Consider the following 13,430-nt stretch of genomic DNA (forward strand, 5'->3'; position numbering starts at 1 on the left):
CGTTTGTTGCGAGTCGTTCCGTCAGCCGAACCGAACCGGACTCAGCCTGATTCAGCAGGACTTAGCCGAACTCAGCCGAACAGCAGTCCGGAACGGGTCACCCAGTCGCCGTAGAAGATGACCAGGGCGATGAGCACGAACATGAGCTCGATCATCCAGAAGCGGACCACGACCTTGGACTCCTGCCATCCGCACAGCTCGAAGTGGTGGTGGATGGGTGCCATCTTGAAGACGCGCTTGTGCGTGGCCTTGAAGTAGCCGACCTGGATGACGTCGCTCATCGCCTCGATCACGTACAGTCCGCCGAGGATGACGGCGAGGAACTCGGTGTGCGTGGCGATCGAAAGCGCCGCGAACAGACCGCCGAGCGCGAGCGAGCCAGTGTCCCCCATGAAGATCGTGGCCGGATTGGTGTTGTACCACAGGAAGCCGATGCAGGCCACGGCCGCGCACACGGCGATGATGGTCAGGTCGAGCGGGTCGGAGACGGCATACGCATAGCCGGAGTGGCCGGCGCCCTTGAGATGGTAGCTCTCCCAGAAGGCGATGACGCCGTATCCGGTGAACGCGATCATCGAGGATCCGGCCGCGAGACCGTCCAGACCGTCGGTCAGGTTCACGGCGTTCGTCCACGCGGTCATCAGGAAGTTGACCCAGACGACGAACAGGATGATGGCGACGACCCGGCCCGCGAACTCGAAGCTGAAGAACGGGCGTTCGATGAAGCTCATGCCCGCCTGCGCGCTCGGGAAGCCGCTCTTGGTGGGGATGATGAGGGCGAGCACCGCGTAGATGGTCGCGAAGATGAACTGGCCGATGAACTTGCCGCGGACCGTCAGGCCCTCGCTCTGCTTCTTGCGCACCTTGGCGAAGTCGTCGATGAAGCCGAGCAGGCCCATCGAGACCATCGCGAAGAGCACGAGCACCGCCGACCACGAGGGCACGTCTCCCATGTGCAGGTAGCGGTAGAGGGCCGAGGACGCCCACCCCAGAAGGATGGCGAGGTTGATGACCACGCCTCCGAGGGTCGGCGTGCCTCGCTTGACCTGATGCGACTTCGGTCCGTCCTGACGGATGTACTGGCCGTAATGGAGACGATGCACCAGACGGATGAGCATCGGGGTTCCGACGAGCGTGACGACCAGCGTCACCAGCATTCCTATGATCAGCGCAATCACTTGGGGTCTTCCTCTTCCCTATTCCCTACAGTTCCCGGGCCACGCCCGAAGGTCTTCGTTCGTTTCTCGGCGATACCCGACGGCCGATTATCCGATACCAGCCTAGTGGCGAGCCGGGTCAGCCGGCGCCCATCGTTCGGCCAGCGCGCTCAGACCCGAGGCGTGGGATCCCTTGAGCAGGGCCACGGTTCCCGGATGCTCGGACGCGACGGACGTGACGAGTCGATCGGCCTCATCGGCGTCGTGGACCCAGTCCACCGCGGCGTTCCCTTCCCTAGAGGCGATCGCCGTGCGGGCTCCCTCCGCCAGCGCTCCGGCGAGTGCGTCGAACTCGGCGTCCGTGGCGGAGCCGACGGCGACGATTCGGTCGAGGCCGAGTTCGGCCGCGTAGGCGCCGATCGATCGATGAAGACCCTGCTCGTCGCCGCCGAGTTCCAGCATCGCGCCGAGCACCGCCACGCGGTAGGGCTGCGTCTTTCGGCCCGCACCCCAGCGGGCGAGCCCGTCGAGGCCGGCGCGCATCGAATCGGGGTTCGCGTTGAACGAGTCGTCGATGAGCGTGAAGACCGCGCCATCGCGCTCGACGGTGGAGACGGCCATGCGGTGCGGGCTGATGCGGCGCTGCTCGCCGAGCACGCGGGCGATGTCGTCCAGCGGCATGCCGAGCATGTGCGCCACGGTGGAGGCGGCGAGCGCGTTCATCGCATTGTGTGCGCCGGGGATGGCCAGACGCACGGCCGCGGTATCGCCGTTGGCGGCGACGAGGGTGAACGACGGGTGATCCATGTCGTCGGTCGTCAGCTCGCGGACGGTGAGCGCGTCCTCGTCGGCGTGCGCCGGGTCGATGCCGAACCACACGACGTCGACGGGGGCGATGGATCGCATCGCGGCGACGTGCGCGTCGTCGGCGTTGAGCACCGCGGTGCCGGACGGCAGCAGGCCCCGCACGATTTCGGACTTGGCCTGCGCGATGCGTTCGACGGAGCCGAACTCGCCCAGATGAGCCACGCCGACCTTGAGCACGATGGCGATGTCCGGCGGGGCGATGGTGGTCAGGCGTGCGATCTCGCCGACGTGGTTCGCGCCCATTTCGGCGACGAAGTAGCGGGTGTCGGCGTTCACGGTCAGGGCCGTCAGGGGCAGGCCGATCTCGTTGTTGAACGAGCCGACGGGGGCGACGGTCTCGTCGAGCGTCGACAGCAGCGACTTGAGGAGGTCCTTGGTGGTGGTCTTGCCGACCGAGCCGGTCAGCGCCACGAGCGTGAAGGGCTTGCCGGCGTCCGCGCGACGGCGTTCGATGTTGTGTCGGGCGAGCGCGCCGAGCGCCTCGACGGTGTCGTCGACGACGATCTGGGTGACGTCCGCATCGAGCATGGCGTGGTCGACGATCGCGGCGGCGGCGCCCTTGGCGCCCAGTCCCGCCACGTAGTCGTGGCCGTCCACGCGTTCGCCCTTGATGGCGACGAACACACCGCCTTCGCCCACCAGACGGGAATCGCTGGTCGCCGAACGGGCGACCTCGCCTTCGGGCACCCCGCCCGCGTGCTCGCCCGCGAACGGGGCCGTGACCGTTCCTCCGACGGCTTCGGCGATCTCCGTGATGGTCATCGGCATCATCGTGCTGGACAAATTCCTCTCCTCGGTTGTGTATTGTTGTTCCGTCTGTTGCTGCGTCGTGCTACTGCAGATCGCCGGCCACGCGCAGCGCGTTCCTGATGTTGTTGCGACGCACACCCGCGGCGAGCACCATCGCTATGGCGAGCGACAGACGCGAGCGCTCGGCAGCGTCATCGCCTTCGCTGGCGTATTGGGCGAGCGTGTTCGACTCCTCGGTGGGACTGGTCACGCGCATCTGCTCGTCGGCGCGGAAGCCGTACTCCCCCTGCATGCGTTCGATCATCGCCCGGTCCGCGTTCGCTGGCGCCGGAAGCGACGAGCCGAGCACGTCGACGTTCACCGCTTCGAGCGCGTGGGCGCGGACGGTCAGATCGTTCAGCGCGATGACCACGGCGGCGGCGCCGTCCTCCGCGCAGATGGCGAGGGCGCGCTGCAGATCGATGATGCCGAGCGGATAGTCCAGTTCGAGAGGACGTTCGAGGGAGTACGATCCCCCGACGCTGATCGTGCCCACCGGATTGCCCAGCATGTGCAGGAACCGGGCGAGCTTGTCGACGGTGGCCACCCCTTCCTGTGGGCTGGCGGCGCTGACGGCGAAGATTGCGAGCGTGTTCGACGGATTGCCGGCCATCTGAGAGGCGAGCGTGCCCACCTCCTCGGGCGTCGGGTCGGCGAACAGCAGCGGCATGTCCGGATCGGACAGGGTGTCGCGTTCGGATGTCGGCACGATCGCGGCGTAGGCGCCTGCCCTGCGCGCCCGGCGCAGCGCGTCCATGCTCATGTCGTGGCCGGGGTGGAAGAGCGCGCCTGGCTCGATCGAGTCGAGATCGTCGGCGAGCGAGGTGACGGTGACGTGTCCGGCGAACGGCGGCACCAGTTCCCACCCGTAATGCTCGACGAGGTGCCCGAGGGTCATGCGCTGCATGATCGACTCATTGACTGCACTCATAGTGTCCCTTTCATCATTGCGCCGCTTTTCACCAATCCACTGCAATAGCATCCGTGCGCGGAGACGAGGTGGGCACTTCGTACTTCTGCATAAGGAATTCACCAATCTTGGCGAACAATGCGCCGGAGGTGAGACCGCCGTACGTGCCGTCGGGATCCTGCATGACGACGGTGACGACATAGCGCGGATTGTCGGCGGGCAGGATGCCGACGAAGTCGGCGATGATCGAGGTGAGCCGTCCGTCGGCTCCCGCGACCTCGGCGGTGCCGGTCTTCGCGGCGACGCGGTAGCCATTGACGCCGGCGGTGGCCTTGTACTCCTCGCCGACCGACTCCATAGCGTTCCTCAGCTGTTTGGCGTACTGCTCGTCGATGACGCGCGTGGCCTCGTTGTGTACCTTGTCGGTGACGTGCCCGTCCGCGTCGGTGATCGACTTGATGATCGACTGCTTGCGGATGACGCCGTCATTGGCGATGACGGAGATGGCTCGCGTCAGCTGCAGGGGGTTGACGGTGTATCCCTGGCCGAACAGGACGGTGTCCTTGGTGCGCCCGTCCCAGGCGGAGGGGGATGCGAGGATGCCGTTCGTCTCGCCGGGCAGATCGAGCCCGGTGGGCTGTCCGATGCCGAATTTGGTGAGCATCTCATGGCGCTGCTGGGGCGTCACGTTCTTGGCGGCCATGACCATGCCGACGTTCGACGAGTTCCTCAGGATGCCGGCGAGCGTCCAATGCTCGCTGCCGTGCTCGTGGGAGTCGTGGAACTTCTGTCCGTTCCAGTCGATCTCGTAGGGGACGGTGAACTTGTCGTCGATCTTGTGCGCACCGTTCTGCAGGATCGCGGCCATCGCGGGCACCTTGCCCACCGATCCGGGCTCGAAGGTCTGCGTGACCGCACGGGAGGCGTTGAGCTTGGCCTGGTCGGAGCCGGCCTGGATCTGGTCGCTGTCCTCCAGGGCGATGATCTCGCCGGTGCGGCAGTCCTCGACCACGGCGACGCCCCACTTGGCGTGGAAGCTCGCGACCCCCTCGGTCAGGACCTTCTTGACGTACCAGTCGACATCGGCGTCGATGGTCAGACTCACGTCCTTGCCGTCGACCGCGTCCTTCGATTCGGTGACGGTGCCGGGGATGACCTCGCCGCCGAGGCCGCGCTGGTACACGGTGTAGCCGTCAGTGCCCTTGAGCGTCTCGTTGAGGGTGCTTTCCAGTCCGGCCGCGCCCTCACCCTCGTCGTTGACGCCTCCGAGCAGGGATCCGAGCAGCGTGTTCTCGGCGTAGACGCGTTCGCTGCTCAGCTCGCCGTAGACGATGCCGGCGAGTCCCAGCTTGTCGATCTTGCGCTTGACGGCGGGGGTGACGTCCTTCTTGATGATGAGGTACTTGCCGTCGCCGTTGAGCTTGGCCCCCAGTTCGAGCGCGTCGACCTTGAGGATCGGGGCGAGCAGACGCGCCACGGCGGCCGCGCCCGTGGCGCCGACCGGCTTGCCGTTGACCTGATGGCAGTATCCGAGCGTCTTGGCCTGCTTGGATCCGCACGCCACCGGCGTGAACGCGGTGGCGGCGTCGGGGATGCCGATGATGTTGTAGCGCTCGACGCTCTGGGCGAGCACCGTGCCGTTGGTGTCGGTGATCCTGCCGCGGTTGGAGCGGATCGTGATCCTGCTGGTGCGCATATCGGTGGCCGCCTGCGCGGTGGCGCGCCCCTGCAGCAGCTGCACGCGGGCGAGCTGGAGCAGGCACGAGCCCGCCACCACGGCGAGCACCATGCCGATGACGAGGCAGCGGAACATGAAGGAGTCCAGTCCATGCCTGCGCATGAACCCCTTGTAGAAGGGCTCCCTTCGTGCCATTTACTTACCCTCCGTGGACTTGTAGCCGTTGAGATCGATGGATACGGAACTGGACTGCGGGACCATGCCCATGTCGCTGGCCTTCTGCGGCAGGGATGCCTGCAGCTGGTCGAGCTTGGCCTGATCGTCCTGGACGTCCTGGGTCAGACGGCTGATCGACGTCTCGATCGCCGACACCTCGAACGCGTTCTGCACCATCTGCGTGCGCAGCATCAGCGCGCCGATGAGGGTGGAGGCGAGGAAGACCACGGCCACGATGATGTGCACGGTCGGGGCGGAGCGGGTGCGCACCCACTCCATGAACCGGCTGAAGCCTGCGGCGAGATCGTCCTTGTCCGTGCGTCCTCCGTTGACGACGCGCAGTTCGGGTCGCGATGCGGGCTTCGCCGCGGGCTCGGGCCGACGCGAGGCCGGCACCGCGTTGGAACGCAGGGAACGTGCTGTGGCTGCCATGATCTAGTTCCTCTCCCCATACTGGCGGTCGGATGTGCTTGCTGTCTCGTACCGTTCGATGAAACGGCGTGGTATCGGTCTGACGAGCTCCACCGCGCGCAGGCGTACGGACGCCGATCGCGGGTTCGAGGCGATCTCCTCCTCATCGGCCTTGATCGCCCCGCGCGTGAGCTCCCTGAAGAACGGCCGCGCCTCGGGAGGCACCACCGGCATGTTCGGCGGCACGTCGGCGACGAGCCCGTCGTTCATGAACGTCTTGACGGTCTTGTCCTCCAGCGAGTGGTAGGACTCGACGACGATGCGCCCGTGGCCGCGCAGTCGCAGTGCGATCTGCGGCAGGGTGCGGGCGAGCTTGTCCAGTTCGCCGTTGACCTCGATGCGCAGCGCCTGGAACACGCGCTTGGCGGGGTTGCCCGCTGGCCGGTGCGCCTTGGGGACGACCTCGTCCACAAGCGCGTTGAGCTCGGCTGAGGTGGTCAAGGGGCTCTCGGTACGGCGCATGACGATCTCGTGCGCGATCTGGCGGGAGAACTTCTCCTCGCCGTAGGTCCTGAAGATGCGCGTCAGGCTGCGTTCGTCGTATTCGGCGAGCACCCGTTCGGCGGTCAGCGGCTGGCTGACGTCCATGCGCATGTCGAGCGGCGCATCGTGCGAATAGGAGAAGCCTCGATCGGTCTCGTCGATCTGCAGGCTCGACAGACCCAGATCCATGAACGCGGCGTCCACGCGGCCGATGCCGTGCTCGTCGAGCGCCTCGGTGAATTCGTCGAAGGCGGCGTGCACGGGGATGAACCGGTCGGCCAGTCCCTCTCGCCGCATGCGCTCGGCGGCCAGTCCCAACGCCTCGGCATCGCGGTCGATGCCGACCAGTCGGGCCTCGGGCACGGCCTTGAGGAATGCCGTGGCGTGTCCGGCGAGTCCCAGCGTGCAGTCCACGATCGTGGGATGCGCGTCGCGCCCGTCACGCCCGGCAGTGGCCTTCAGGCCGCCGGTGACGAGTCGCACGCAGTCCTCCAGCAGCACGGGACGGTGGATCGCCGCCAGATCTCGCTCCTGCGTCTCGGTCATATCGTCGTCTTTCCGTTCGTTCGTCTTCGTTGGTCCATTCGGTTCGCGCGGTTCTCGCGGCTCCGCATTCGCGTCGTTCGCGTCCATGCCGGTCATCAGAACTCCACCTCCGGCAGCACGTCATCCGCGATGTTCGCGTAGTCCTGCTCCTTCTCGGCCAGATAGGACTCCCACGTGGCGCGGTTCCAGATCTCGGCGCGGGTGCCCACGCCGATCACCACGATGTCGTCCCCCAGATGCGCGTAGTCGCGCAGCATCTGCGGCACCAGCACGCGCCCCTGCTTGTCCGGCGTCTGGTCCACCGCTCCGGAGAGGAACACGCGCAGGTATTCGCGCGCCGCCTTGTTGCCCACCGAGACGCGCTGGATCTGCATCGCGATGCGCCGGAACTCGGCCACCGGCAGCAGGTAGACGCAGCGCTCCTGACCGCGGGCCATGACCAGTCCCTGTCCGAGCTGGCCACGCATCTTGGCGGGCAGGGCCATGCGCCCCTTGGCGTCGATCTTCGGTGTGTAGGTGCCAAGCATCAGAGCGGGCATGCCCAGATCGGCCATCACTCCGGCGACCCCGCCCATCGGCATGCCGCCCATCGACTGCGTGGACTGTGCTGACTGGTCCGAACCGCCTTGGGCGGGGTCGAATGCCATGCCGTTCGCGTTTTCGCCGGTCAATCGCCCCACCTCCTTGCCGTTTCACTTCGGACACACCACGCCACACTGATTCCCCACTTTACCCCACGACTCCCCATTTTTCCCCACCCGATCACACTTTCCGCGCTTTTTCACGGGGCCCCGACCCGAACGGCGAATTCAACCGAAGTTCATCTTCCACGTCGGATCATGCAGTCCGATCGTTCGGGGGAAGGAGTAGATTGGGATACCTTGAATTTTTCGTTCAGACAAAAGGGAAACGGTACAAGCATGTCGAGTTACGCCTCGCAACTTGAGGAGGAACAGCGCGCGGTGACACGCGCATACGACCGTCTTGACGCATTGCGCGCCGAAGCCAGGGAACGCCTCGACGCCGTGCGCGCCGCCGGCGCCCACGGCTCCCCCACGCAGCGCACCGAGCGCGACTCCTTCGCCACGATGTACGAGGACCGCCTCACCCAGCTGCGCTCGGTGGAGGATCGTCTGGTGTTCGGCAGGCTCGACGATTCGGCCGGAGGCCGCCGCTACATCGGGCGCATAGGGCTGACCGACAAGTCCCACAAGCCCATCCTCACCGATTGGAGGGCGGACGCCGCCCGCCCCTTCTACGAGGCCACCCCCTCGCATCACGGCGACATCGTGATGCGCCGCCACATCACCCTGAGCTTCCGAGAGGTGGTCGCCGTCGAGGACGAGGTGCTCGACGTGCACTCCGATCAGGTCGGCGAGGCGTCCAAATCCGGCACGCTCACCGGCGAGGGCGCACTGCTGGCCTCGCTCAGCTCCAGGCGCACCGGCAAGATGACCGACATCGTCGCCACAATCCAGGCCGAGCAGGACCACATCATCCGCTCGCAGATGGGCCGCGCCGTGGTGGTGCAGGGAGGCCCCGGCACCGGCAAGACCGCCGTGGCGCTGCATCGCGCCGCATATCTGCTCTACACGCACCGGCGCACGCTGGAACGCTCCGGCGTGCTCGTGGTCGGCCCGAGCTCGGCGTTCCTACACTACATCGACCAGGTGCTCCCCTCGCTGGGCGAGACCGGCGTGGTCTCCCGCACCATCGCGGACCTCATCCCCGGCGTGCACGCCACGACGTTCGACACCCCGCGCGCAGCCCAGCTCAAGGGTGACCACCGCATGGCCAACGCCATCCGCAACGCCGTCTCCTCCCGCGAGCGCGTGCCCGCCGACCTGCCCGTCGTGCAGATCAGCGGCATCCCGGTGCCGATGCTGGCCGCCGACATCGAACAGGCGCAGGCCGAGGCACGCCGCACCCGCCAGCCGCACAACAAGGCGCGCGAGACCTTCGTCAAATCGATGATCTCCGCGATGCGCGTGCGCTACGAGGAGCAGCTCGACTACACGCCCGACCAGGACGAGATCAACCGCGCCGTCTCCCTGCTGCGCATGAACGACAAGGTGCGTGTGGCGCTGAACCTCGCATGGCTGCCGATGACCGGCCCGTGGCTGATCGACGACATGTTCTCCAAGCCGGACAAGCTGCGCCGGTTCGCCCCGTGGCTGTCCGACGAGGACGTGGCCGAACTGGTGCGCCCGAAGGGCTCGCCGCTGACCCGCTCCGACGTGCCGCTGCTCGACGAGGCGCTTGAACTGCTCGGAGACGACCCGAAGGTGGCCGCGCGTCGCAAGCGCGACGAGGCTCGCGCGAAGGAGGCCCTGCAGTTCGCGCAGGATACGCTCGCCCAGAACGGCATCGGCAACGGGCTGGTCACCTCGCAGATGCTCGTCGACCAGATCAACGGCGACGACGTGGAGCTGACCGCGCAGCGCGCCGGCCGCGACCGCGAATGGGTGTACGGGCACATCGTCGTCGACGAGGCGCAGGAGCTCACCGCGATGGACTGGCGCATGCTGATGCGGCGCTGCCCCTCGCGCTCGTTCACCATCGTGGGCGATGTGGCGCAGACCAGCGCCCTCGGCGGCACGCGCTCCTGGCCCAAGACGATGAACCGCCTGTTCGGCCGCGGCAATTGGGATCTCAACGAGCTGACCATCGACTACCGCAACCCGCAGGAGGTCTCCGATCTGGCCGGACGGTTCGCCGAGGCGCAGGGCCTGTACATCTCCACCGTGCATGCGGTGCGCCGTATCGCCGACGCGGTCACGCGCACCGTGGTGCCGGATCGCGGCGAACTGGTGGCGGCGGCCGCGCGGGAGGCCGCGGATCTCGCAAGGCGGTTCGTCGCCAAGGACGGATCCGGACGTGTGGCGATGATCGCCCCGGAGTCGCTGGTGGATACGCTGCGTCCGGCCGTCGCGGCCGCGCTTGCGGATGCGCTCGGCGCCGACGAGGCCGCGCGCATCGCCGATCAGGAGCCGTGGGACCGCCAGGTGACGGTGAGCGGCACCGAGGAGGTCAAGGGCCTCGAATACGACGCGGTGGTGCTCGTCGAGCCAAGCCTGATCGATCAGGAGTCGCCGAGCCGACTGGTCGCCGCGGCCGATCTGTATGTGGCGATGACCCGACCGACACAGCGTCTGGCCATCGTTCGGACCTCAATGGACGAAAAGGACCTGGAACTCTAAGGTGGGAAACATGCCTAAAGCACTGTTACTGGAAAACATTCATCCCGACGCGGCCCAGTCGCTGCGCGACCACGGTTTCGAGGTCGTCACGGCGAAGGGCGCGCTGAGCGAGGACGAGCTCATCGACGCACTTGACGGCGTCGACATCGTCGGCGTCCGTTCGAAGACAAGCGTCACCAGACGCGTGCTCGAAGCGCGTCCGACGCTGTCCGCGGTCGGATGCTTCTGCATCGGCACGAACCAGGTGGACCTCGACTTCGCCGGCCGTCAGGGCATCGCCGTGTTCAACGCGCCGTACTCCAACACCCGTTCGGTGGTGGAGCTGGTGATCTGCGACATCATCTGCCTGATGCGCCGCATCCCGGCGCACACGCATCATCTCAAGCACGGTCTGTGGGACAAGTCCGCCTCCGGTTCGCATGAGGTGCGCGGCAAGACCCTCGGCATCATCGGCTACGGCAACATCGGCTCCCAGCTGAGCGTGCTGGCCGAGGCCTTGGGCATGCGCGTGCTGTTCTACGACCTCGAGGAGAAGCTGGCGATGGGCAATGCCCGCCGCTGCGCCACGCTCAACGAGCTGCTGGAGCAGTCCGATGCGGTCACGCTGCACGTGGACGGCCGCAAGTCAAACACCGGTTTCTTCGGCGAGGATCAGTTCGCGCATATGAAGCAGGACGCGATCTTCATCAACGCCTCGCGTGGCTTCGTCGCGGACCTCGACGCCCTCAAGCAGCACCTCGACTCCGGTCACCTCTCCGGCGCGGCCGTGGACGTGTTCCCCGTCGAGCCGAAGAAGAACGGCGATCCGTTCATCACCTCTCTGGCGGACGAGGACAACATGATCCTCACCCCGCACATCGGCGGTTCGACGCTGGAGGCGCAGAAGTCGATCGGCCACTTCGTCTCCCAGCGTCTGGAGGACTATTGGGAGAAGGGCTCGACCTCGCTGTCGGTGAACCTGCCGCAGATCAATCTCGGTCCCAACCGCGGCGTGACACGCATCGCGCACCTGCACGCGAACCTGCCGGGCGTGCTCGCCCGCGTGAACCACGTGCTCGGCGAGGAGAACATCAACATCGCCGCCCAGTCCCTCGGCACCGAGGGCGAACTCGGCTATGTGGTGACCGATGTCTCCCAGAAGCCGTCGTCGAAGACGCTTGAAGCGCTGCGCGCCATCGAGGGCACGATCCGCATGCGCGTGATCTCCTGACGGCGGTGTATGGCTCTGACGCATCTGCACGCCAGGGCGTGAAAGGGGCTGTGACTCCCCCGCTGGGAGTCACAGCCCCTTTCGTATGGCTTTCTACGTCTTATGCGTGCTTCAGCTCGTCGATCGCCGACTGGAAGTCGTCGAGGTTCTCGAAATTCTGGTAGACGCTGGCGAACCGCAGGTAGGCGACCTCGTCGAGGTCTCGCAGCGGCTTGAGAATCGCCTTGCCGACCTCGTCGGAGGTGACCTGAGCCTGACCGGTGGAGCGCAGATCCTCCTCGACGCGCTGGCCGAGCATCTTCAGATCGTTCTCCTTGACCGGCCTTCCCTGGCATGCCTTACGCACACCCGAGATGACCTTGTCACGGTTGAACGGCTCCAGACTCCCGGAGCGCTTCTCCACCAGCAACGTAGTGGTTTCCAGCGTGGTGAACCGCTTGTTGCAGTACAGGCACATGCGGCGACGACGGATGGAGTAGCCGTCCTCGCTGACACGAGTTTCCACAACCTTGGTTTCGGCATGATGACAGTAAGGGCAATGCATGAACTCCACCATACCGTGCCAATCACGGAAATTGCCATTCCCACGGGGTTTCGCATGACCAATCATTCGAAAAACCACCGGCGGACGCCGCAGGGACCCCCCTCGTCTAGTCATCCGGTTCCTCCACAGGCACGAGGATACGCTGACCCACCTCAAGCGACGTGCCTTCCAGATGGTTGAGCTCCACCAGCTCCTCCACCGATTGGTTGACGTCACCGCCTTCGGGCGTAACCATCTGCGCATAGGTCCACAGCGTCTGACCGGGTTGCACGGTATAGCTCTCCACCTCCATGGGCCCCGCCGCCGAATCGGCCATCGACGGACTGAACGCACTCAATGCGGCCACTGCCACGAGCACAACCAGCAGCAGCGCCATGATCCTTGACAGGATTCGTTCCATGGTCACCACACCCTCTCGAACACTTGTTCTAACGAACGGATGTACTAATTGTGGCATGAATGTTCGAACGGCGCAACCCGCCGTGTCGAACAAATGTTTGATGAAATGAACAATTCACGTTATGCTTATCACATATTCGAAAGGAGAGCCCATGAGCACCATCCCGTTCAACCCGGGCATCGCCGACGGCCAGACCGAGACGGCAAAACCGCTTACCGACCGTCAGCGTCGCATCCTCGAGGCGATCACTACGTACCAGAACGAGTGCGGCTTCGCTCCCTCCTTCAGAGACATCGGAGAGGCCTGCGGCCTCAAGAGCCCCTCCTCGGTCAAGCACCAGCTGCAGGTGCTGGCGCAGAAGGGCTATATCCGCCTCAATGCGAACAAGGGACGCGCCATCGAGATCCTGCGTACGCCCGACGCCGAGACGGCGTCATCCACCGATCAGCATATCCCCATCCAACCGTCCCGTACGGCCGCGGACATCGAGGCCAATGACGGCGGGGAACGACGTTCCAGCGCCATCGTCTACCGGTTCCCCACCACGCTTGGGCAGGAGACGGACGAGGAGTCGTCGGATTCCCGTGACGTCCCGCTTGTGGGCCGCATCGCCGCGGGCGTGCCAATCACCGCCGAACAGCATGTGGAGGATGTGATGCGCCTGCCCGAGCGTCTGACCGGTTCGGGCGGAAGACTGTTCATGCTGGAGGTGCATGGCGATTCGATGATCGACGCCGCCATCTGCGACGGCGATTTCGTCGTGGTGCGCGAGCAGAACGACGCCGTCAACGGCGATATCGTCGCCGCCCTGCTGGACGGCGAGGCGACGGTGAAGACCTATCGCAAGGAGCATGGCCATCTGTGGCTGATGCCGCACAATCCCGCTTACGCCCCCATCGACGGCACGCAGGCCACGATCATGGGCAGGGTCGTGACGGTTCTGCGCAAGCTGTGATATA

12 protein-coding genes are annotated in these 13,430 nt (G+C 65.8%); 3 read left to right on the forward strand and 9 right to left on the reverse strand.

The window, feature by feature from the left end:
• Nucleotides 1-71: 71 nt before the first annotated feature.
• The 7 genes from mraY to mraZ all read right to left on the reverse strand — a co-directional run bounded on the left by mraY (nucleotide 72) and on the right by mraZ (nucleotide 7,698).
• Nucleotides 72-1,178 (reverse strand): phospho-N-acetylmuramoyl-pentapeptide-transferase, encoded by a 1,107-nt coding sequence (mraY, locus tag BW11_RS01055; protein ID WP_140444375.1) that lies wholly within the window; start codon nucleotides 1,176-1,178, stop codon nucleotides 72-74.
• 102 nt (nucleotides 1,179-1,280) lie between these two features.
• A complete protein-coding gene (murF, locus tag BW11_RS01060; protein WP_140444443.1) occupies nucleotides 1,281-2,795 on the reverse strand; it encodes a UDP-N-acetylmuramoyl-tripeptide--D-alanyl-D-alanine ligase in 1,515 nt (504 codons plus the stop codon).
• A 61-nt stretch (nucleotides 2,796-2,856) separates the two neighbouring features.
• On the reverse strand, nucleotides 2,857-3,744 hold the full coding sequence (locus BW11_RS01065; RefSeq protein ID WP_043165296.1) for a hypothetical protein: 888 nt from the start codon (nucleotides 3,742-3,744) through the stop codon (nucleotides 2,857-2,859).
• Nucleotides 3,745-3,772: 28 nt separating this feature from the next.
• Nucleotides 3,773-5,596 (reverse strand): penicillin-binding protein 2, encoded by a 1,824-nt coding sequence (locus BW11_RS01070; protein ID WP_107043281.1) that lies wholly within the window; start codon nucleotides 5,594-5,596, stop codon nucleotides 3,773-3,775.
• Entirely contained in the window at nucleotides 5,597-6,049 is a 453-nt protein-coding gene (locus BW11_RS01075) for a hypothetical protein (RefSeq protein ID WP_043165297.1), read from the reverse strand.
• 3 nt (nucleotides 6,050-6,052) lie between these two features.
• Nucleotides 6,053-7,117: a 16S rRNA (cytosine(1402)-N(4))-methyltransferase RsmH gene (gene rsmH, locus BW11_RS01080; protein ID WP_140444444.1), complete on the reverse strand. Its 1,065-nt coding sequence runs from the start codon at nucleotides 7,115-7,117 to the stop codon at nucleotides 6,053-6,055.
• A 95-nt stretch (nucleotides 7,118-7,212) separates the two neighbouring features.
• A complete protein-coding gene (gene mraZ, locus BW11_RS01085) occupies nucleotides 7,213-7,698 on the reverse strand; it encodes a division/cell wall cluster transcriptional repressor MraZ (protein WP_181162446.1) in 486 nt (161 codons plus the stop codon).
• 339 nt (nucleotides 7,699-8,037) lie between these two features.
• Here mraZ and BW11_RS01090 point away from each other — a divergent pair, with 339 nt between their 5' ends.
• Both BW11_RS01090 and serA read left to right on the forward strand, forming a co-directional pair.
• Nucleotides 8,038-10,317 carry an AAA family ATPase gene (locus BW11_RS01090; RefSeq protein WP_043165298.1) on the forward strand — a complete coding sequence of 760 codons (2,280 nt, stop codon included), beginning with the start codon at nucleotides 8,038-8,040 and terminating at the stop codon, nucleotides 10,315-10,317.
• 10 nt (nucleotides 10,318-10,327) lie between these two features.
• The gene (gene serA / locus BW11_RS01095; protein WP_043165299.1) at nucleotides 10,328-11,527 is read left to right on the forward strand and encodes a phosphoglycerate dehydrogenase; all 1,200 of its coding nucleotides are present in this window, start codon (nucleotides 10,328-10,330) and stop codon (nucleotides 11,525-11,527) included.
• 100 nt (nucleotides 11,528-11,627) lie between these two features.
• Here serA and nrdR read toward each other — a convergent pair whose 3' ends face one another.
• Nucleotides 11,628-12,071 (reverse strand): transcriptional regulator NrdR, encoded by a 444-nt coding sequence (nrdR, locus tag BW11_RS01100; RefSeq protein WP_043165476.1) that lies wholly within the window; start codon nucleotides 12,069-12,071, stop codon nucleotides 11,628-11,630.
• 106 nt (nucleotides 12,072-12,177) lie between these two features.
• A complete protein-coding gene (locus BW11_RS01105; protein WP_052119082.1) occupies nucleotides 12,178-12,447 on the reverse strand; it encodes a LysM peptidoglycan-binding domain-containing protein in 270 nt (89 codons plus the stop codon).
• A gap of 175 nt (nucleotides 12,448-12,622) precedes the next feature.
• Here BW11_RS01105 and lexA point away from each other — a divergent pair, with 175 nt between their 5' ends.
• Nucleotides 12,623-13,426, forward strand: a complete 804-nt coding sequence (lexA, locus tag BW11_RS01110; RefSeq protein WP_043165300.1) for a transcriptional repressor LexA — start codon at nucleotides 12,623-12,625, stop codon at nucleotides 13,424-13,426.
• Nucleotides 13,427-13,430: the final 4 nt, after the last annotated feature.

Origin of the sequence: Bifidobacterium sp. UTCIF-38, from assembly GCF_006454495.1 — a bacterium.
GTDB lineage: Bacteria > Actinomycetota > Actinomycetes > Actinomycetales > Bifidobacteriaceae > Bifidobacterium > Bifidobacterium callitrichos.